23 protein-coding genes are annotated in these 19702 nt (G+C 72.1%); 9 read left to right on the forward strand and 14 right to left on the reverse strand.

The annotated features are described in order from the left end of the window. Positions 1–94 precede the first annotated feature (94 nt). From ABZ464_RS16035 to ABZ464_RS16045, 3 genes are all read left to right on the forward strand, one after another. A complete protein-coding gene (locus ABZ464_RS16035; protein ID WP_359276629.1) occupies positions 95–700 on the forward strand; it encodes a TetR/AcrR family transcriptional regulator in 606 nt (201 codons plus the stop codon). Between the two features lie 58 nt (positions 701–758). Continuing rightward, the gene (locus tag ABZ464_RS16040; protein WP_359276631.1) at positions 759–1271 is read left to right on the forward strand and encodes a DinB family protein; all 513 of its coding nucleotides are present in this window, start codon (positions 759–761) and stop codon (positions 1269–1271) included. A 112-nt stretch (positions 1272–1383) separates the two neighbouring features. Next, a complete protein-coding gene (locus tag ABZ464_RS16045; protein WP_359276634.1) occupies positions 1384–1857 on the forward strand; it encodes a hypothetical protein in 474 nt (157 codons plus the stop codon). Between the two features lie 263 nt (positions 1858–2120). Here the strand turns inward: ABZ464_RS16045 and ABZ464_RS16050 are convergent, their stop codons facing one another. From ABZ464_RS16050 to ABZ464_RS16080, 7 genes are all read right to left on the reverse strand, one after another. After that, a complete protein-coding gene (locus ABZ464_RS16050) occupies positions 2121–2585 on the reverse strand; it encodes a hypothetical protein (protein ID WP_359276637.1) in 465 nt (154 codons plus the stop codon). A gap of 143 nt (positions 2586–2728) precedes the next feature. Continuing rightward, positions 2729–3415 (reverse strand): uracil-DNA glycosylase, encoded by a 687-nt coding sequence (gene ung / locus ABZ464_RS16055; protein WP_359276638.1) that lies wholly within the window; start codon positions 3413–3415, stop codon positions 2729–2731. A gap of 90 nt (positions 3416–3505) precedes the next feature. Beyond that, the gene (locus ABZ464_RS16060; protein WP_359276641.1) at positions 3506–5086 is read right to left on the reverse strand and encodes an ABC transporter substrate-binding protein; all 1581 of its coding nucleotides are present in this window, start codon (positions 5084–5086) and stop codon (positions 3506–3508) included. Positions 5087–5285: 199 nt separating this feature from the next. Next, complete coding sequence (locus tag ABZ464_RS16065) at positions 5286–6041, reverse strand: SDR family oxidoreductase (RefSeq protein WP_359276644.1); 756 nt, start codon at positions 6039–6041, stop codon at positions 5286–5288. A gap of 12 nt (positions 6042–6053) precedes the next feature. After that, complete coding sequence (gene fabG / locus ABZ464_RS16070) at positions 6054–6815, reverse strand: 3-oxoacyl-ACP reductase FabG (RefSeq protein ID WP_359276647.1); 762 nt, start codon at positions 6813–6815, stop codon at positions 6054–6056. 125 nt (positions 6816–6940) lie between these two features. Continuing rightward, complete coding sequence (locus tag ABZ464_RS16075; RefSeq protein ID WP_359276650.1) at positions 6941–7390, reverse strand: DUF3037 domain-containing protein; 450 nt, start codon at positions 7388–7390, stop codon at positions 6941–6943. Then, the gene (locus ABZ464_RS16080; RefSeq protein ID WP_359276653.1) at positions 7387–8151 is read right to left on the reverse strand and encodes a HipA family kinase; all 765 of its coding nucleotides are present in this window, start codon (positions 8149–8151) and stop codon (positions 7387–7389) included. Before ABZ464_RS16080 ends, ABZ464_RS16075 begins: the two co-directional genes overlap by 4 nt. A 191-nt stretch (positions 8152–8342) precedes the next feature. On the opposite strand from ABZ464_RS16080, the gene ABZ464_RS16085 reads away from it, so the two are divergent. Continuing rightward, entirely contained in the window at positions 8343–8855 is a 513-nt protein-coding gene (locus tag ABZ464_RS16085) for a Rieske (2Fe-2S) protein (RefSeq protein ID WP_359276656.1), read from the forward strand. On the opposite strand, the gene ABZ464_RS16090 is transcribed toward ABZ464_RS16085, so the two are convergent. Beyond that, positions 8842–9489, reverse strand: a complete 648-nt coding sequence (locus ABZ464_RS16090; protein WP_359276657.1) for a cysteine hydrolase — start codon at positions 9487–9489, stop codon at positions 8842–8844. The two genes, ABZ464_RS16085 and ABZ464_RS16090, sit on opposite strands and share 14 nt — an antisense overlap. A 110-nt stretch (positions 9490–9599) precedes the next feature. Here ABZ464_RS16090 and ABZ464_RS16095 point away from each other — a divergent pair, with 110 nt between their 5' ends. Further along, positions 9600–10067: a pyridoxamine 5'-phosphate oxidase family protein gene (locus ABZ464_RS16095; RefSeq protein ID WP_359276660.1), complete on the forward strand. Its 468-nt coding sequence runs from the start codon at positions 9600–9602 to the stop codon at positions 10065–10067. Between the two features lie 12 nt (positions 10068–10079). Here ABZ464_RS16095 and ABZ464_RS16100 read toward each other — a convergent pair whose 3' ends face one another. Beyond that, positions 10080–10982 carry a LysR family transcriptional regulator gene (locus tag ABZ464_RS16100; protein WP_359276662.1) on the reverse strand — a complete coding sequence of 301 codons (903 nt, stop codon included), beginning with the start codon at positions 10980–10982 and terminating at the stop codon, positions 10080–10082. Between the two features lie 38 nt (positions 10983–11020). On the opposite strand from ABZ464_RS16100, the gene ABZ464_RS16105 reads away from it, so the two are divergent. Then, positions 11021–11995, forward strand: coding sequence for a DMT family transporter (locus tag ABZ464_RS16105; protein ID WP_359276665.1), 975 nt, complete (start codon positions 11021–11023; stop codon positions 11993–11995). A gap of 67 nt (positions 11996–12062) precedes the next feature. Here ABZ464_RS16105 and ABZ464_RS16110 read toward each other — a convergent pair whose 3' ends face one another. Further along, positions 12063–13394: an aminotransferase class I/II-fold pyridoxal phosphate-dependent enzyme gene (locus ABZ464_RS16110; RefSeq protein ID WP_359276667.1), complete on the reverse strand. Its 1332-nt coding sequence runs from the start codon at positions 13392–13394 to the stop codon at positions 12063–12065. Between the two features lie 36 nt (positions 13395–13430). Here ABZ464_RS16110 and ABZ464_RS16115 point away from each other — a divergent pair, with 36 nt between their 5' ends. Beyond that, positions 13431–14114 carry a pyridoxamine 5'-phosphate oxidase family protein gene (locus tag ABZ464_RS16115; RefSeq protein WP_359276669.1) on the forward strand — a complete coding sequence of 228 codons (684 nt, stop codon included), beginning with the start codon at positions 13431–13433 and terminating at the stop codon, positions 14112–14114. Between the two features lie 26 nt (positions 14115–14140). Here ABZ464_RS16115 and ABZ464_RS16120 read toward each other — a convergent pair whose 3' ends face one another. After that, positions 14141–15145 carry a DMT family transporter gene (locus ABZ464_RS16120; RefSeq protein WP_359276672.1) on the reverse strand — a complete coding sequence of 335 codons (1005 nt, stop codon included), beginning with the start codon at positions 15143–15145 and terminating at the stop codon, positions 14141–14143. Positions 15146–15313: 168 nt separating this feature from the next. Further along, complete coding sequence (locus tag ABZ464_RS16125; RefSeq protein ID WP_359276675.1) at positions 15314–15880, reverse strand: Clp protease N-terminal domain-containing protein; 567 nt, start codon at positions 15878–15880, stop codon at positions 15314–15316. Between the two features lie 272 nt (positions 15881–16152). On the opposite strand from ABZ464_RS16125, the gene ABZ464_RS16130 reads away from it, so the two are divergent. Further along, positions 16153–16581, forward strand: coding sequence for an SRPBCC family protein (locus ABZ464_RS16130; protein ID WP_359276678.1), 429 nt, complete (start codon positions 16153–16155; stop codon positions 16579–16581). An 86-nt stretch (positions 16582–16667) separates the two neighbouring features. Here the strand turns inward: ABZ464_RS16130 and ABZ464_RS16135 are convergent, their stop codons facing one another. Together ABZ464_RS16135 and ABZ464_RS16140 are read right to left on the reverse strand one after the other, a co-directional pair. Further along, complete coding sequence (locus ABZ464_RS16135; RefSeq protein ID WP_359276681.1) at positions 16668–17321, reverse strand: PadR family transcriptional regulator; 654 nt, start codon at positions 17319–17321, stop codon at positions 16668–16670. A gap of 184 nt (positions 17322–17505) precedes the next feature. Next, positions 17506–18198: a TetR/AcrR family transcriptional regulator C-terminal domain-containing protein gene (locus ABZ464_RS16140; RefSeq protein WP_359276684.1), complete on the reverse strand. Its 693-nt coding sequence runs from the start codon at positions 18196–18198 to the stop codon at positions 17506–17508. 53 nt (positions 18199–18251) lie between these two features. Here ABZ464_RS16140 and ABZ464_RS16145 point away from each other — a divergent pair, with 53 nt between their 5' ends. Continuing rightward, entirely contained in the window at positions 18252–19370 is a 1119-nt protein-coding gene (locus ABZ464_RS16145) for an NAD(P)/FAD-dependent oxidoreductase (protein WP_359276687.1), read from the forward strand. The last annotated feature ends 332 nt before the right edge of the window (positions 19371–19702 follow it).

The following is a 19702-nucleotide window of genomic DNA, read 5'->3' on the forward strand; positions in this document are numbered from 1 at the left end:
CGGACGGGGTCGACGATACTACGGCTGTAGTGAGAGCGGTAGGTGGAGCGGCAGGCGGAGACTACGGCTGTAGTGAGGGCGGTAGGTTGTGCTCATGTCCGTACGCACCACCGCGCCCGCCGCTCCCGGGCCCTCCCGTGCCGAGCTGGTCGCCGACACCGCCCTCGCGCTCCTCGCCGAGCGGGGGATGCGCGGGCTGACGCACCGGGCGGTCGACGAGGCCGCGGGGCTGCCCCAGGGCTCGACCTCCAATCTGGCCCGCACCCGCGAGGCCCTGCTCGGCCTCGCCGTCCGCCGGCTCGCCGAGCGGGAGGCACGGGTGCTGGGGCTGGACGAGATGCCGGATCCGGCCCATGGCCTCGACGGACTGGCCGCCGCGCTGGCCCTGGCGGTGCACCGCTCGCTGACGGGCCACCGCGAACTGCTCGTCGCCCGCTACGAACTCGCCCTGGAGGCGACCCGGCGCCCCGATCTGCGCGCGTTCTACGACACGACCGGCGCCGTCTTCCGCGACCGGCTCACGGCGCTGGCGGCGGCGTTCGGCTCACCCGAGCCGGCCCGGCACGCGCGGTCGCTGACGGCCTGGGCGGACGGCCTGATGTTCTCCTGCGTCGCCGGGTCCCACAGCACCCGGCCCCCGGACCTGGACGAGGTGCGCACGGGACTGCGGGAGCTGCTCGGCGGGATGCTGGGCGGCTGACAAGCCGGCGTCGAAAATCCCGTGGTCCCGGGTCGATGTGGTGAGCGATCATGCGGGGATGACGAATCAGCGCACCGAGCCCGCCCAGAACGCCGACGAACGCGCCATGCTGGAAGGCTGGCTGGACTACCACCGCCAGACGCTCGAGTGGAAGTGCGAGGGGCTCACCGACGCCCAGCTGCGCACGGCCGCCGTGCCGCCCTCCGAGCTCTCGCTGCTGGGGCTGGTCCGGCACATGGCGGACGTGGAGCGCGGCTGGTTCCGCAAGGTCCTCGTGGGCGAGGACGTCGACCCGATCCACTACAGCGAGGCCGATCCCGACGGCGAGTTCCACCTCACCGAGGACGACACCTGGCAGGCCGCGTACGCCACCTGGCAGGCCGAGATCGCGGAGGCCCGGCGGTGTGCGGCCGGCTTCGCGCTGGACGACCTCTCGCGCGGCACCAGCAGGCACACGAAGGAGCCGTTCAACCTGCGCTGGATCTACACCCACATGATCGAGGAGTACGCCCGGCACAACGGCCACGCCGACCTGCTGCGCGAGCGCATCGACGGCGCGACCGGCGAGTGACGTCAGCGTCGGCGGGTCCGCGCCCTCCCTGAGGGGGACGCGTTCACCCGTGCGGGGCAACCTGCGCTCGTCCGATGTCGCGCGCCCGGCCGGAACCAGCAGAGTTGCGCGGGTGCATCGAACGACGACGACAACCGCGGCGCTGCTGGTGATGGCCTTCTCGGCCCTCTCCGGCTGCGTCACCGTCCAGCGCCCGCCCGTCTCCGGCCCGCCCGCCGCCGTGCCGTCCCCGCCGCCGGCGCCCCGCCCGAAGGGGGATGCCGAGCCCCAGGTCGTCCAGGCGCCGGCCCGCGAGGCACTGGAGATGGTCGGACCGGCCCGGGACCGCGCGGCCACGACGCTCCGGCAACGGCAGGGGCCGGCCCCGTCGACCGTCCCGGACGGACACCCGCCGGCGTACCGCTCCCATCCGCAGCATCCGCGCCCGCATCCCCGGCCGGCGCATCCGGACCCGCGTCGGCGCACCCAGCCGCACGTCGACGTCCCGGACGTCACCGATGTGTGCGCCCTGGGCAGAAAGTACGGCGGCTGGCGCAGCGACAGCCCGGAGGCGGTGGCCTGCCGACAGGTGTACGGGCACCGCTAGCGCCCCGAGGCCCTAGGCCGTGTCCGCAAAGTCCCTCCCCCAGAGGGGGTACCCCCAGCCCCGCGACGCCCGGCACGCTCCCCCAGAGGGAGCACCCCCACTCGCCGCCCCGGGCGAAGCCCCAAGTACATCCAGTACGAGGGTCTCCGCCCGGCACGCCGAGAGCACGCTCCCCCACGCTCGGCTTCGCTCGCGCGGGAGGGGCCCCCACGACGCCGCGGGGCCCGCCCTTCGGGCGGACGACGGGACTTTGCGGACACGACCTAGCTCTCCACGCCGCCCTCGCCCAGGCGTAGTTCCATCCTGCTGATCGCCGCCCGCACGCCGTCGCCGTAGCTGTCGTCCCCCAGGACACCGGCCGCCCCGCGTGCCCTGCGCAGATGGGTGCGGGCGGCGCCGGCGCGGCCGAGTCGGACGTAGTCCGCCGCCAGGTTCAGATGGAGCGAGGGGTACAGGGCCCGTACTGCGGGCGATTCGTCGTGCTCCTCGGCGGCGGTCAGGGCCCGCAGGTCCCAGGCGAGTTCGTCGAACGGGTCGTCCTGGGTGTCGGCCAGGTAGTGCGCGAGGGTGCAGCGGTGCAGCGGATCGCCGTCCTCGCCGAGCTCGGTCCACAGGTCGAGGAGTCTGCGGCGGGCCTCCTCGCGGTCTCCCCCGTGATGCAGCATCACGACCTGCCCGATCCGCGTCAGCACGGCGTCGGGCGCCGCCTGTTCCTGTCGCTCCGCCACCGCGTCCTCCTTCGCGTCCCGCGACGACACCGCATCCCCGGGACGGCACCGCGCCCATGGCACGACGCTAACGGCAGCGGGCGGTGATCCCGGTCAGGCGGCACCGGGCCGGCCCCCGGAGGAACCGGCCCGGCGGCACGGGCTCAGTCGGCCAGGTTCGGGATCGTCCAGTCGACCGGGGTGTGGCCCTGCTGCGCGATCGCCTCGTTGATCTGCGTGAACGGGCGGGAGCCGAAGAACTTCTTCGCCGACAGCGGGGAGGGGTGCGCGCCCTTGACCACGATGTGCCGGGACTCGTCGATCAGCGGGAGCTTCTTCTGCGCGTAGTTGCCCCACAGGACGAACACCGCCGGGTCGGGCCGGTCGGCCACGGCGCGGATCACCGCGTCCGTGAACTTCTCCCAGCCCTTGCCCTTGTGCGAGTTCGCCTCGCCGGAGCGGACCGTGAGGACCGCGTTGAGCAGCAGGACGCCCTGCTGGGCCCACGGCATCAGATAGCCGTTGTCCGGGACGGGCGTGCCCAGCTCCTCGTGCATCTCCTTGTAGATGTTGCGCAGGGAGGGCGGGATCTTCACGCCCGGCCGCACGGAGAAGCACAGGCCGTGGCCCTGGCCCTCGCCGTGGTACGGGTCCTGGCCGAGGACGAGGACCTTCACCTGCTCGTACGGCGTCGCGTCGAGCGCGGCGAAGACCTCCTCGCGCGGAGGGTAGACGGGACCCTTCGCTCGCTCCTCCTCGACGAACTCGGTCAGCTCCTTGAACCAGGGCTGCTGCAGCTCGTCGCCCAGGACCCCGCGCCAGGACTCGGGCAGCATGGCGATGTCGGTCACGTCAACGTCCTCCGTTGTGCGGTCACTTACTCACCACAGAACCTACAGCCGACCACTGACAACGGGGCCACGGACCGTGCTTCGGGCCCGCTACCAGCTCGTCTTCCGGTACAGCTCCCACATCGTCATCATGGTCGCCGGGTCGATGACCTTCTCCAGGCCGGAGATCTCCTCGTCCCCGGCCACGTACTGCTTGCCCTGCCACAACGGCAGCAGGCGCGCGTCGTTCACGAAGATCTGCTGAGCCTCCTCGATCTCCTGCGACACCGCCCCGCGGTCGCTCTCCGCGCGCGACTCCGGCAGCAGCTTGTCGGTGATCACGGGGGCCTTGTACGGGGTCCCGAGCGCGTTCTGCTCGCCCACGAAGGGCGCGATGAAGTTGTCGGCGTCGTTGAAGTCGGGGAACCAGCCACGCCCGAACACCGGGTACTCGCCGTCCTGGTAGCCCTTGACGTAGGTCTTCCACGGGCGGCTCTTGAGGGTGATCTTGAAGAGGCCGGAGGCCTCCAGCTGCCGCTTCAGCTCCTCGAAGGCGGGCTTGGTCGTCGAGCCGTAGCGGTCGGTGGTGTACCAGAGGGTCAGCGGGACGGTCTCGGTGATCCCCGCTGCCGTGAGGAGCGCCTTGGCCTTGGTCACGCTGGGGTTTCCGAAGTCGTCGAAGAAGCCCGTGGTGTGGCCGGTGAGTCCGGCCGGGACCATCGAGTACAGCGGCTCGACGGTGTCCTTGTAGATGTTGTGCACGAGCGCCGAGCGGTCGACGATCTGGGCGATGGCCTTGCGCACCGCGGGCTTCGCGGCCCACGGGTCGCTGGGGTTGAACACCAGATAGCTGATCTCGGTGGTGGGGTTCTCCACGAGCTGGAGCCCCTCCGCGTTCTGGTTGGTGTCGATGTCCACGATGTCGGAGGCGCCGAGACCGCGGTAGACGACCGAGATCTCCTTGTTCTTCAGGGCCTTGACCAGCTCGTCCGACTGCTGGAAGTAGCGGATGGTGACGGCGTCGTTCTTCCGGTCCGCTATGCCCTTGTAGCTGTCGTTGCGGACGAGTTCCGCCTGCTTGCCCTCGTCGTAGGACTGGAGCCGGTACGGTCCGGAGCCGACGATCCCGTCGTCCTTGCGGAGCGCGTTCGCGGGGTACTCCTCGGGGTCCACGATCGACATGGCGGGCGTGGTGAGCACCAGGGGGAACGTGGCGTCGGGCTGGCTGAGCCGGAAGACGACCTCGCGGTCGCCCTTCGTCTGCACCTGGGAGAGCGTTCCCAGCAGGCCCGCGGGTCCGCCGTTGACGTTGATCTTCTTGATCCGGTCGAACGAGTACTTGACGGCCTCGGCGTCCAGCGTGTGCCCGTTGGAGAACTTCAGGCCCTCGCGCAGCGTGCAGCTGTACACGGTGCTCTTGCTGTCCGTGAACTCGCAGTTCTCGGCGGCGTCGGGTTCGGGGGTGGTTCCACCGGGGTTGTAGTTCAGCAGCGTCTGGTAGACGTTGCGGAACAGCTCCCAGGAGCTGTCCCAGGAGGCCGCGGGGTCCAGCGTGCTGGGAGCGCTGGTGGTGCCCACGACGATCGGTCCGGCGTCATCGGAGCTCTCGTCTCCCAGAAGACCGCATCCGCTCACCAGGGATATGGACGCGATCACCGCCACATGCTGCAACGATCGATTCCGGTAGAACACGCACACGCTCCTCGTAAACGCCATGCCAAGAGTGGCCAGACCATACCGCAGGCCTGGAAACGCTCAACCGGCGAGAGGAAAGCGTTATTGATCAGGGAGAAATCGTGACGACGTTGTCATGCCGCCGGGCGCGCCCGGGGATGGACACGGGCCCCGCTTCCGTCAAGGAAACGGGGCCCGCGGCGGTGTGGGATGAGACTCAGGCCACACCGGCGTTGAGCAGGATGCCGCCGTCGACGACGAGCGTCTGACCGGTGATCCAGTCGGACTGCTCGGAGGTGAGGAAGGCGGCGGTGCCACCGATGTCGGACGGCACGCCCAGCCGGCCCAGCGGATAGCCGGCTGCCGCCTCCGCCTCCCGGCCCTCGTACAGGGCCTGGGCGAACTTGGTCTTCACGACGGCCGGGGCGATCGCGTTGACCCGTACGCGGGGCGCGAACTCGTGCGCCAGCTGCTGGGTCAGGTTGATCATCGCGGCCTTGCTGATGCCGTACGCACCGATGAAGGGCGAGGCCGACAGGCCCGCGAGGGAGGCGATGTTGACGATCGCGCCGCCGTTGTCCTTCTGCCAGGCGTGCCAGGTCTTCTGGGCGAAGCCGAGGGCGGAGACCACGTTGGTCTCGAAGACCTTGCGCGCCACCTCGAGGTCGAGGTCGGCGATCGGCCCGAACACCGGGTTGGTGCCCGCGTTGTTGACGAGGTAGTCGACGCGGCCGAAGGCCTCCATCGTGGCCTCGACGGCGGCCGTCTGGTGGTCGAGGTCGTGCGCCTTGCCGGCGACGCCGATGACCCGGTCGGCGCCGAGCTGCTCGACGGCCTGCTTCAGCGCGTCCTCGTTGCGGCCGGTGATGCAGACCCGGTCGCCGCGGGCGACGAGGGCCTCGGCGACGCCGTAGCCGATGCCACGGCTCGCGCCCGTGATGAGCGCGACCTTGCCGGAGAGTTCCACGGTCATGGTTCCTGATCCCTAGTCGAGCGGTCCGCCGGCGACGTACAGCACCTGGCCGGAGACGAAGCCGGCGGCCTCGTTGGTGAAGAAGGCGATCGCGTTGGCGATGTCGTCGGGCTCGCCGACGCGGGCCACGGGGATCTGGGTGGCGGCGGCGGCCTTGAACTCCTCGAAGCCCATGCCGACGCGGGCGGCGGTCGCGGCCGTCATGTCGGTGGCGATGAAGCCGGGGGCGACGGCGTTGGCGGTGATGCCGAACTTGCCGAGCTCGATGGCGAGGGTCTTGGTGAAGCCCTGCAGACCGGCCTTGGCGGCCGAGTAGTTGGCCTGGCCGCGGTTGCCGAGCGCGGAGGAGGAGGACAGGTTGACGATCCGGCCGAAGCCCGCGTCGACCATGTGCTTCTGGATGGCCTTGGACATCAGGAACGAGCCGCGCAGATGCACGTTCAGGACCGTGTCCCAGTCGGAGGCGCTCATCTTGAACAGCAGGTTGTCGCGGAGCACGCCCGCGTTGTTGACGAGGATCGTCGGGGCGCCGAGCTCCGCGACGACACGGGCGATCGCCGCCTCGACCTGGGCCTCGTCGGAGACGTCGGCGCCGATCGCGACGGCCCTGCCGCCGGCCGCGGTGATCTTCTCCACGGTGTCCTTGCAGGCGGCCTCGTCGAGGTCGATCACGGCGACGGCACGGCCCTCGGCGGCCAGCCGTACGGCGGTGGCGGCTCCGATGCCGCGCGCCGCGCCCGTGACCACGGCGACCCGCTGTTCAATGGTGGACATTCCTCTGTCTCCTCGCCCTTGAGAGAACCTGTCGTGCGGTGAGCGACCGCTTAGTACCTTCGTCGCACGTGACGCTAGAAGCCCTGGCACCCGGTGTCAACGCCACACGGCGCCGGTGTGATCCATTACCTCACCAGGAGTTCCAGCAACCGTGCGGTCTCGGCCGCCGGATCCGTGGTGAGCCCGGTGTGCACCGGCCCCGGCTGCACCATCGCCGAGCGCGGCGCGACCAGCCAGCGGAACCGCCGCCCGGCGTCGTCTCCCGCGGCCTGACCGGCCCCCGCGCCACCGCCGCACACCCCCTCGACGGCCGCCAGCGCCGCCCTGATCCCGGCCACGTCGGCGCCCGGGTCCAGGGCGAGCAGCCGTGCCTCGTCGAGGTGGGTGCGGGCGCCGACGTAGGCCCGGGCGCGGCAGTAGACCAGCACGCCCGCGTTGATGCACTCGCCGCGCTCGACCCTCGGGACGACCCGCAGCAGGGCGTACTCGAAGACGTCCCGGTCGCCGCCCTGGCCGGCCCGGGTGATGTGGCGCTCGGTCACATGGCCCGCCATGTGGATGTGGCGCTCGCTCACTTGCCCTCCTCGATGCCGGTGATGCGGTCGGCGATGACGGCCGCCCGGGCGAGCAGCGGCCGGGCGTAGGCCCGCCTCAGGTCGTCCGGGGTGTCGAAGCCGGGTTCGTCCGCGAGCCAGACGTCGGGGATCTCGGCGGTGACCTCGGCGAGCAGATCGGCGGTGACCAGCGGGGCGAGCCGCTCGGCCGCGCCCGCGATGTCCGGGGCGAAGGAGGCGAGGGCGTGGTCGGCCGCGTCGTAGGGGCGGGCCGCGGAGGTCTCGACCGTGGGCCAGTTGTGGTGCCAGATCAGGGTGGCGCCGTGGTCGATGAGCCACAGGTCGCCCTGCCAGCGCAGCAGGTTGGGGTTGCGCCAGGAACGGTCGACGTTGTTGACCAGCGCGTCGAACCAGACGATCGCGCCGGCCTCCGCGGGGCTCACCGGGAAGGCGAGGGGGTCGTAGCCGAGGGCGCCGGAGAGGAAGTCCATCCCGAGGTTGGTGCCGCCGCTGGACCTGAGCAGCTCCTGCACCTGCGGGTCGGGTTCGCCGAGGCCGAGCACGGGGTCGAGGCCGATGGCCACGAGGCGGGGCATCCGCAGGCCGAGGCGGCGGGCGAGTTCGCCGCAGACGACCTCCGCGACCAGCGTCTTTCGGCCCTGTCCGGCGCCGGTGAACTTCATGACGTACGTTCCGAGGTCGTCGGCCTCGACGAGCCCCGGCAGCGAGCCGCCCTCACGCAACGCCGTGATGTAGCGGGTGGCGATGACTTCCTTGAGCATCGCCCCAGGTTACTGGGGCCGGGTGCGGCGGCGGTCGACAGCTCCGCGACAGCTCTGGCTTACGCAGGTCTGATCTCGAAACGGTCAATATCTCGACACTGTCCGGACTTGGCGGGGGCTCTGAACAAGCGGCGCCCACCGCCCGTACCACTCGGCAGGTCCACGCACCCCCCTGGAAGGGAATCCTCAGCATGACCAGCGCATCGATCAACTCCGCGTCGCAACCCGCCCGCCGCACCGTCATGGCGGCCGCCGGAGCCGCGGGGCTCTCCGTCGCGCTGACCGCGTGCGGAGGGTCCGACGACGACTCCTCCTCGTCGTCGGCCTCGACCGGCGGCACGACGGGGTCGACCGGCTCGACGGGGGCCAGTGAGTCCGCGAGCACCGGCGGCACGGGCGGCGGGGACAGCGCGGCCGGCGCGGCGCTGACCACGACCGCCGACATCCCGGAGGGCGGCGGCAAGATCTTCGACTCCCAGAAGGTGGTCGTCGTCCAGCCGGCGGCGGGCACGTACAAGGCGTTCTCGGCCGTGTGCACCCACCAGGGCTGTGCGGTGAAGAGCATCTCGGACGGGGTCATCAACTGCCCCTGCCACAACAGCAACTTCTCGATCGAGGACGGCAGCGTGAAGAGCGGTCCGGCGACCCAGGCGCTGCCCGAGGTGAAGATCACCGTCAGCGGCGACTCGATCACGCTGGCCTGACGTCCGGCTGCCTCAGGGCCGCCAGCACCTCGTCCGTGGTCGCGACCGTGGCGACCAATGCGAGGGTGTGGCGGATCATCGCGGGGGTGTAGTCGGCAGGCACCCCCGCGATCGCGTCCGTCGGCACGACGGCCGTGTAGCCCCGGTTGACCGCGTCGAAGACGGTGTTCGGGATCGCCACGTTGGCCGAGACCCCGGTCACGACCAGGATGCGGCAGCCGAGGTTGCGCAGCAGGGCGTCGAGGTCGGTGCCCTCGATCGGCGACAGCCCGTGCAGCCGTCGTACGACGAGGTCCTGCTCGGCGACCTCGATCGGGGGCGCGATTCGGGTCGCGTCCGTACCGGCGAGCTGCTGGACGGGCAGGCGCTCGGCGGCGCGGAAGAGGCGCGCGTTGCGGCTGGCGCCCCGGCCGTCGGGGCGGCGCTCGGCGACGGCGTGGACGACCTGGATCCCGCCCTCGTGTGCGGCGCCGACCAGCCGGGCCACGTTGGCGAGGGCGCCCGACTCCCTTGCGGCGGCGGCGAGTTGAGGCAGTGCCGCACCGGGGCCGACGACACCCCGCTGGCACTCCACGGTGAGCAGCACGGTGGAATCGGGGTCGAGGATGTCCCGGAGCTCTTCGGACGACGGCACGGCTCCCCCTGATGTCGGGACACTTGCTTTTCTGACACAGTGTCAGAAAAGTCGTACTGGTAAGCAGTACACGGGAAGCAGTGACAAGAGAAGAAGGATGAGGGGGCCGGATGACCGTCACTCAGCGTCGGGGCCGGAAGATCATGATGTCGTCGGGTGAGCTGGACGCGTTCCTCACCACCCAGCGCACCTGCCGGGTGGCCACCGTCTCCGCCGACGGCGCCCCGCATGTGAGCGCCCTGTGGTTCCTGTGGGACGGCAGCGCGCTGTGGCTGTACTCGGTCGTGCGCAGCAAGCGCTGGACGCAGCTCACCCGCGACCCCCGGGTCGCGATCGTGGTCGACACGGGTGAGGAGTACGAGTCGCTGCGGGGCGTCGAGCTGTCCGGTGCCGTGGAGTTCGTGGGCGAGGCTCCGCGTACCGGTGAGCTGTGCGCCGAACTCGACGCCGTGGAGACGCTGTTCGCGCGCAAGAACTTCGGCCTGGACTCGATGCCGCACGACGGGCGGCACGCGTGGGTGCGGCTGCGGCCGGAGAAGGTCGTCTCCTGGGACTTCCGCAAGTTGGTCGACGGATAGCCGACCGGCCGGTCAACTCACCTCGGCTCCCGCCGACTTGAGGGCCTCGACCGCCGCCCGGATCGACGGACGGCGGTCCGCGTCCGCCCGCCAGACCACATACACATGGCGGCGCACCCGCTGCTTGAGCGGGACCATGACGACCCCCTCGGGCACGGGGTCGCGCCCGAGCAGCGGCACGATGCAGACGCCCAACCCCGCTGCGACCAGTCCGAGTTGGGTGTGGGTCTCGGCGGCCCGATGGCCGACGATCGGTTCGACACCCCGCGAGCGCAGGGTGAACATCAGCCACTCGTGACAGAACTCGCCCTCGCCCCAGGTGATCCACTCGTCCCCGGCGAACTCCCCGAGATCCACCTCGTCCCGGTCCGCGAGCGAATGCCCGGCCGGCATGGCCACCTGGGCGGGGTCGTCCAGGAGTGGCGCCTTGACCAGCCCGTCCGGCACGGGCATCGGCTTGTTGTACCAGTCCAGGACGACGGCGAGATCGAGATCGCCGCGGACGACCCCCGCGACGCCGTTCTCCGGCTCCAGCTCGCAGGAGCGCAGCCGCAGCCCGGGGTGCGCCTTGCGCAGCTCGGCCAGCGCCCTGGGAAACAGCCCGCGTGCGGCGGTCGGGAACGCGGAGATCCGCAGCTCCCCCGCCACCTGCCCGCGCCGGGCCTCCAGATCGGACTGCGCCAGCTCGACCTGGGACAGGATCCGGGCAGCGTGGTCGGCGAGCAGCCGCCCCGCGTCGGTCAGCCGCACCCCCCGGCCGTGCTTGGCCAGCAGCTGCTGCCCGACCTCCCGCTCCAGCTTGGCCAGCTGCTGCGAGACGGCCGAGGTCGTGATGTGCAGGCCCGCCGCGGCGGCACTGACCGAGCCGTGCCGGGCGAGGGCATCGAGAGTCCGTAGGCGCTCCAGGTTCAACATATAAGCAATGCTACGAGGTATCCGGTGCGAATTATCGATTGTGCTACGAGGTCCTGTGCCGCATCGTTACGGCCATGACCACCGCCGCCGACACCGCCGCCGCCCGCACCTCCGCCGCCCCCGCCGTCCCCCGCACCCGCCGCACCCTGGACTGGCGTCTGCGGTTCGGCGCGCTCTCGCTGATCTGGGGCTTCAGCTTCCTGCTCATCAAGGTGGGCACCCACGGCTACGCCCCCTTCCAGGTCACCCTGGGCCGGCTGGTGTTCGGGACGGCGGTGCTGGCGGTCGCGATGGCGGTGCGGCGGGAGCGGCTCCCGCGCGGGGCCCGTACCTGGGCGCATCTGACGGTCGCCGCGTTCCTGCTCAACGCCCTGCCGTTCTCGCTCTTCGCCTACTCCGAGCTGACGATCCCCTCCACCCTGGCCGGGATCTGCAACGCCACCTCCCCCCTGTGGGGCATGGCCCTCTCCCTGGTCGCCCTGTCCGAGGACCGGCCCACCCGGCTCCGGGTCGCGGGCCTCGGCCTGGGTTTCCTCGGTGTCCTGACGGTCCTGGGCGCCTGGCAGGGCTTCCACGGCCTGGACGCCCGCGGCACGGCGATGGCCCTGCTGGCCTCGCTGAGCTACCCGATCGGCTGGATATACGTCCGGCGCACCCTGGCCGGCACGGGGGCCTCGGCCCTGTCGATGACGGGCGCGCAACTGGGCGTGGCCAGCCTCCAACTGGCGGTCGTCACCCCGCTGTTCGCCGGGGTCCCGGACCACCTCGCCCTGCTGCCGCTGCTGGCGATCGCCGCGCTGGGCGCCCTCGGCACGGGTCTGGCCCTGCTGATCCAGTACGGCCTGGTCGCCGAGGTGGGCCCGACGACCGCGCAGATGGTCACGTACTTCATCCCGGTGATCGCGACGGCAGCGGGGGTCGCCCTCCTCGGCGAGCCGCTGAGCTGGTCGACGCCGGTGGGGGCGGTGATCGTGCTGGCGGGGGCGGCGCTCACTCAAGCGAGGACGAGGTGACGCGCCCGAAGGGACGCGGGGAACTGCGCGACCAGCCACAACGCACCCGCACCCGCACCCGACCGCGCTAGACATAACTCCGCACCGGCGCCGGGCCCACCGCCGAGGCCACCGCGTCCGCCAGCGGGCCGACCTCCTCCTCCCCCAACGTCGACACGGTGATCCGCACCCCGGGCCCGGCGCTCAGCCGGAAGCGCGCCCCCGGTGACACCGCCCACCCCGCGTGCAGCAGCCTGGCCACCACCCCGGTCTCGTCCGGCACGGGCACCCACACGTTCATACCGCTGCGCCCGTGCGCGGCGACCCCCCGCTCGGCGAGCGCGCCGATCAACGCCTCGCGTCGCCCCCGATAGGCCGCGGCCACCGCGTGGCCGTCCACCGCCCCGTCCGCCCACAGCCGCTCCACGGCCCGCTGGACGAGCAGGCTCACCCACCCGGGTCCCAGCCGCTGGCGCCCCCGCACCCGGTCCACGGTGATCTCGTCGCCGGTCAGCACGGCGAGCCGCAGGTCGGGGCCGTAGGCCTTGGCGACCGAGCGGACGAAGGCCCAGTGCCGGGTGACGCCGGCGAGGGGGTGCAGGGGCAGGTCGACGATGCCGTGCCCGTGGTCGTCCTCGATGAGCAGGACCCCGGGGTGCTCGGCGAGGACCTCACGCAGCGCACGCGCGCGTGCCGCGGTCACGGAGGCGCCGGTGGGGTTCTGGGCGCGGTCGGTGATCAGGACGGCTCGCGCCCCGCCCTCCAGGGCGGCGCGCAGATCGCCCGGGAGCGGGCCCTCGTCGTCGACGCCGACCGGGACCGTGCGCAGCCCGAGCGCCGGGACGAGGTCGAGGGTGCGCCCCCAGCCGGGGTCCTCCACCGCGACCCCGTCGCCCGGCTTGAGGTGGGCGACGAGGACGCGTTCCACCGCGTCCAGCGAGCCGGAGGCCACGGTGAGCGGTCCGGCGGGCACGCCGTCCGCGTCCAGCGCGGCGCGGGCCGCTCGGGCCAGACCGGGGTCGACGGGATCGGCCCCGTACAGGACCGGCTCGCGGTCGGCGCGTTCGGCGGCCGCCGCGAAGGCGCCCGCGAGCGGGGGCAGCAGGGCCGGGTCGGGGTTGCCGTCCGCCAGGTCACGGACCCCCTCCGGCACATCGAGGCGCACCTTCTCACGGCCGGTGGTGGCGGGCTTGGGCCGCACCCGGCTGCCCCGGCGTCCGTGTGTCTCGATGACGCCGCGCTCGCGCAGGGTGCGGTAGGCGGCCGCGACCGTGTTCGGGTTCACCCCGAGCGTCACCGCCAACTCCCGCATCGGCGGCAGCAGTTGGCCCGGTTCCAGGGCGCCTTCGCCCACCGCGCGCTCGATACTCGCGGAAATGTCCGCTGCGCGCCGGCCTTCGATCCGATACTCTCCTAGCACAAAGAAGATTATGCACTAGTGCAATGGAGAACACCAATGCAGGGGACTCCCCAGCCGACACCGCAGCCCGCCGCGTATCCCGCGACCGACCGCACGGTCCCCACGCGCGCCCCGCAGAAGGCCTCCTACGACAAGGACCTGGTGCACTCGATACTCGACGAGGGGTACGTCTGCCACCTCGGCTTCGTCCGCGACGGCGCGCCCGTCGTGCTGCCGACGCTGTACGGACGCGTCGGCGAGACCCTGTACGTGCACGGCTCGACGGGCTCGCGTCCGCTGCGGATGGCGGGCCGGGCCGACCCGGGGCTGCCGGTGTGCCTGACGGTGACGCACGTGGACGGTCTGGTGCTGGCCCGCTCGGCCTTCCACCACTCGGTCAACTACCGCTCGGTCGTGGTGCACGGCCTCGCGTACGACGTCACCGACCCGGAGGAGAAGCGCGCCGCCCTCGACGCGCTGGTCGACCATGTCGTCCCGGGCCGTGCCGCCGACTCCCGCCCGGCGGACAAGAAGGAACTGGCGGCGACCGCGGTGATCCGCCTCGACCTGACCGAGGTCTCCGCCAAGACCCGCACCGGCGGGGTGAACGACGAGCCCGAGGACCTCGCCCTGCCGTATTGGGCCGGAGTGCTCCCGCTGCGCAAGGGGTACGGAACCCCGCTCCCGGAGACCGACCTCGCCCCCGGCGCCGAGGTGCCGGACTACCTGGCGGCGCTGTGACGCGCTGACGCGCCGCCCCGCCCTCGTCAGGCGGCGGCTTCCCGGGCGGACGGATCCCGCTCGGGCTCGCCGCCGGCGACCGGCTGCGGGGACCCCTTGGCGGGCGCGGACGACTGGGCGATGAACGCGCCGAGCAGCACCAGCGCGCCACCGGCGAGCTGCGGCGCCGAAAGGTGCTCGCCCAGCAGGACCCAGGCCAGCACGGTCGCGACGACCGCCTCCAGACAGGCCACCACCCCGGCCACCTGCGGGGAGAGCCGGCGCACGGAGACCACTCCGGTGATGTACGCGACGACCGTGGCGATCAGCACGAGCCAGCCGAGCAGCAGCCAGGCCGGGACCCGGCCGGCGTTCAGGTCGGCGGAGCCCGCGAGCACGGAGAAGTCGAGGTTCCACGGGTGGGCCACGACGGTCAGCACCAGCGCGCCTATCAGCAGGCCGTAGGCGATCACACCGAGCGGGTCGGGGGCGTCGTCGCCGGCGTCTCCGCCCTGGTCGGCCAGGACGAAGTAGCCGACCTGACAGCAGGCGGCGGCCAGCGCGAGCAGCAGCCCGAGGGCGTCGAAGCGCAGTCCCGACCACACCTCCACGACACAGGTCAGGCCGCCCACCGCGAGGGCCACACCGAGCGCGGCGGCCCGGGTCACCGGCCGGCGCTGCACGAACCGCACCCAGCCGAGCACCAGGGCGGGCGCGAGGTACTCCAGGAGCAGGGAGACCGCGACGGGCATCCGGGAGATCGAGGCGAAGTAGAAGGCCTGTACGCCGGCCACCGCGAGCAGACCGAACCCGGCGAGGAGCGCGGGGCGGCGGCGCAGCAGCGCGCGGTGCCGCACGGCGAGCGGCAGCATGACCAGGGCGGCGCCGGTCACCCGCAGCCACACCACGTGCAGCGGGTCGAGCCCCGCCTCGATCAGCGGCTTGGCCGCGACCCCCGATCCGCCGAAGGCGATCGCCGACCCGACCGCCAGCCCGAGCCCGATGCCCTTGCCGCGGCTGCCCTGACTGGTTCCAGAGGTACGCACCGGCACATGATGACAGGCGATGACATGACCGTCATCCCCGATGACACCTGTCTCGAGAACCGGACAGGCCGGGACAGACACGAGACAAGGCACAAGACGAGACAAGGCACCAGACGGGACACGGGACAGGCACAGGACAGGCACGGGACGGGAGGGGCGGCGGCCAGGGGGATCTCAGTGGGTCGGGCCGGTGCCCCCGGCGTACTCCTCCCACTCCTCCGCCGCCGGGTCCTCCTCGATGCGGGCACGCAGATCCCGCACGTCCACCCCGGCGTGGGCGAGGACCTCGACGGCCCGGGCCTGGGGGTCCGCGACGATCGCGACGAGGAGGTCGAGTCCGCGGGCCCGTGTACCGCCCGGCCGGCCGGCCCGCGCGCACGCCTGCTCCAGCGCGGCGGCGGCGAGCGGCGAGAACCCCTCCACCGCCGGGACGACGGGCAGGGCCCCGGAGTCCTCGACACCGCTCTGCCAGCGCAGGCCGTAGCCGATGCTGCGCTGGACGAGATAGCCGAGCAGCCGCGCGAGCTGGGGCCCTTCGCCGAAGGCGGCCCGGACCCGGGGGTCGTGTTCGAGGAGGGAGTGCAGGAGGTGGGCGGTGTCGATCTGCCGGTCCCCGTCGCGCACCGCCCGGCGGCGGGCAGCGGCGAGTACCGCCGCGGACTCGGCGTCGAGTCTCGGGTCGTCGTCCGTCCCGTGCGTCGCCTGGTCACCTGTCGACTGCCGGGGGATACGGGGTTGCACATCCCCACCTCATCAGTCCCGGACGGCCGAGTCATCCCCGGAGGGAACCATCTGCGCGTCCCACGCAGAGCGGACACAGGCGGACGGAATCTCCTCCTTACGGATGAGATCAGGCCACACACCCGTCGGGGCGCGCGCCGCCTTGACGGCCTCGCGCCGTGAAGGACGCCCTCCACAATCCCTGACGGTTCATCAGTATTGAATGTTCGAGGCCCTGGGGCTACGTTCCGCGACACCGCAGCCCAGTTGCCCGACACGAGGAGGGTGGTCGTATGGCCGAAGTCAGCGCGGAGGCACGCATCCAGGCACCGGCCGAGAAGGTGTGGGCCCAGCTCACCGACTGGCCGGCCTACGGGGAGTGGAACGCGACGCACACCAACTTCCCCCAGGGCGGACCCGAGAGCCTCGAGGTGGGCGCGACCTTCCAGGAGAACATGAAGCTGATGGGCTTCCCGGCCGAGGTCGAGTGGACGGTCGCGGAGCTGGAACCGGCGCGGGTGCTGGTGATCCGCGGCAAGGGCCCGATGGCGGTGTCCGTGGCCACCCGCTACACCCTCACCCCGGACGGGGACGCCACGACGGTCCGCATCGACGGCGAGTTCACGGGCGCGGCCGTGTCGCTGATGGCGGGCAAGCTCAAGGACTCGGGAACGGCCGCCCTGAACGAGTCGCTGCGCAAGCTGGGCGGCCTGGTGGCCTGACCCGGCCCGGCCACGGCCGCCGTACGGCACGCGAGGGCGCCCCGCGGATCGCTCCACGGGGCGCCTTCGTCGTCGTACGCCTGCTGTCAGTCCTCGTCGGCGAGGATCAGGTACAGCTTCTTGCGGGCCTCGTTGATGACCGTGAGCGCCTTGTCGCGCTGGTCCTTGCTGCCGGTCTTCCAGACCTGCCCGAAGGCCTCCATCAGACCGAACCCGGCCTGGCGGATCTCGCCGAGCGCCTCCCAGTCGACGCCACGCGTGGCCTCCTCCCAGGGGGCTTCCGGGCCCTCCTCGGCCGCCGTACGACCCTGTTCGGTGAGCGAGAACAGCTTCTTGCCGCCTTCGCTCTCACTGCTGATCAGACCCTCGTCCTCCAGCAGCTGGAGGGTCGGGTACACCGAGCCGGGGCTGGGCTTCCACGCCCCGCCGCTGCGCTCGGCGATCTCCTGGATCATCTCGTAACCGTGCATCGGACGGTCCTTGAGCAGGGCCAGGATCGAGGCCCGTACATCACCGCGCCGTGCCCTTCCCCTGGGCCCGCCGCGCCCTCGTCCGCCCCAGGGGCCGGGACCGAAGCCCGGTCCGCCCGGTCCACCCGGGCCGAAACCGGGACCGCCGGGGCCGAAGCCGGGGCCACCCGGACCGAAGGGCCCGAAGGCCGCACGCCGGCCACCCCGTCCGCCGCGGCCGCTCCAGGGGCCGTCCTCACCATGTCCACGCTCGAATCCGTGGCTGCGCATCGCCATCACTCCATTCCATCGTTGATCTGTCGCGATGCGTCAACGATATATCGGAACAGTTCGGATGGCAAGGGTGCCCTACGTCGACGGTGGTTCGGTTCGCGGAAAGGCGGCGCACGGCCTGCCCGTCGGCAAGCCGGTCGGCCCTCCCTCCTGGCCGAGGAGCGGCCGAGTCGGGTGGGTGTTATGCCGGCGGCTGGGTGAGTTTGGCGGCCACCGCGTCGAGGACCCAGTCCAGGCCCGTCGCGAAGGACGTCTCGGCTTCCACGTCCGTGCCGTCGTACACCGCCTTGGCCAGTGCCGGGAAGCGGCCTGTGGCCAGCATCTTCGTCACATGGGGGCCGGAGGCACGCTGCCAGTCGCGCTTGGACAGGCCCGTGGCCCGCTCGGCCCGCAGGTTCGCGATCTCGCGCCTGATCGCGCCGGTGAAGTAGGCGCTGACCGTCTCCACGGCGCGCAGGACGGTGTCGACGTCGGCGAGGCCGTCGAGGGCGGCCAGCGTCGCCTCGGTCACGGCGAGGCCGTTCGGGCCCAGGGTCGGGCGGCCGCCGAGCAGGTCGGCCAGCCATTCGTGCCGGAGTGCGGTCCGCCGGGTGCGGTGGGCGAGGACGCGCAGCGCCTCCCGCCACTCGCCGGGCTGCTCCTCGGGGAGGATCTCGGCCTGGACCTCGTCCACCATGAGGTCGAACAGCTCCTCCTTGGTGGAGATGTATCCGTACAGCCGCATCGGGCCGACATCCAGCCGGCCGGCGACCTTGCGCAACGACACCGCATCGAGTCCGCCCTGGTCGGCCAGCGCGACGGCGGCGGCGACGATCCGCTTCCGGTCGAGCGGCACGGGGCGAATCGGCGGCTCCGGCCGGTCCCACACAGTCATGGTCACACCGTACTGTTGCGATACACCGTCCCGGGAAAATACAGTGTATCGACATGAGACACCGCATCGCCGTGGTCGGGAGCGGTCCCGCCGGCCTTACCTTCGCCCGCGTCCTGCATCGCCATGATCACCCCGTCGCCGTCCTCGAACTGGATCCCGGCCCCGACGCCCGACCCCCGGGCGGCACGCTGGACCTGCACGAAGGGCTGGGCCAGCTCGCGCTGGACAAGGCGGGGCTGTTAACGGAGTTCCAGGAGCTGTCCCGTCCCGAGGGGCAGGCCATGCGCATCCTGGACACGGACGGGACCGTCCTGCGCGACTGGCGACCCCGCCCGGACGACCGGGCCAATCCCGAGATCGACCGCGGGCAACTCCGTGACCTGCTGCTCGGCCCTCTCGACGTCCAGTGGGGGCGGGGCGTGACGCGGGTGGTGCCGGGGACCCGGGACGGCGTACGGGTCCATTTCGCGGACGGGCGCCAGGAGACGTACGACCTCGTGGTCGGCGCGGACGGCGCCTGGTCCCGCGTCCGTCCGGCCGTCTCGGCGGTGACGCCGCACTACACCGGCGTGACCTCGGTCGAGACCTCCCTGGACGACGTCGACACCCGCCACCCCGACCTCGCCCGGCTGATCGGCGACGGTTCCCTGGCCGTGTACGGCGTGAACCGGGCCCTCGTCGCCCAGCGCAACAGCGGCGGCCACGTCAAGGTGTACGCCCGGTTCCGTGCGCCGCTGGACGGGCACACGGACCCGGACGGGGCCGACGCCGAGACCGTGCGATCGAGCCTGCTGGCCCGGTTCGACGGCTGGGCCGCTCCCGTCCTCGACCTCCTCCGCCACGGCACCGCTTTCGTCCAACGCCCCCTCCACGTCCTGCCCGTGTCCCACACCTGGACCCACGTTCCCGGGGTGACGCTGCTGGGCGACGCCGCCCATCTGATGCCCCCGTTGGGGGCGGGCGCGAACCTCGCGATGCTGGACGGCGCCGAACTCGCCGAGGCCCTCGCCACCGGCCCCGCGGATGTGGACGACGCCGTCCGGGCCTTCGAGGAACGGATGTGGGCACGGGCCGGCAGATGGGCGAAGATCACGACGGCCGGTCTGGAACGCCTGGTGAGCCCGGACCCCGCCGAAGCCCTCGCCCTCTTCGACCAGGTCCAGCCGTCCTGACCGGGACGGCGCGCGGGCCGGGATCCGTGGGACGCTGAGGCCGCCCGGAAGGTGGGCGGCCTCGTCGACCAGCCCCGGGCCGACCGCCGACCGACGGGCCCAGCCGCTTCCGTCCGCCGCCCCCGCCGCTTCGGTCCACCGCCCTCGCCGCTTCGGTCCACACGCCCCGCCGCTTCGGTCCACACCCCCCGCCGCATCGGTCCGCCGCCCTCGCCGCTTGGGTCCGCCGGCTCCACCGCCTCAGTCCACCGGCCCCACCGCATCGGTCCACCGCCCCCGCCGCTTCGGTCCACGGGCCCCACCGCTTGGGTCCGCCGGCCCCGCCGCTTCGG

This window comes from Streptomyces sp. NPDC005820, assembly GCF_040630255.1.
GTDB lineage: Bacteria > Actinomycetota > Actinomycetes > Streptomycetales > Streptomycetaceae > Streptomyces.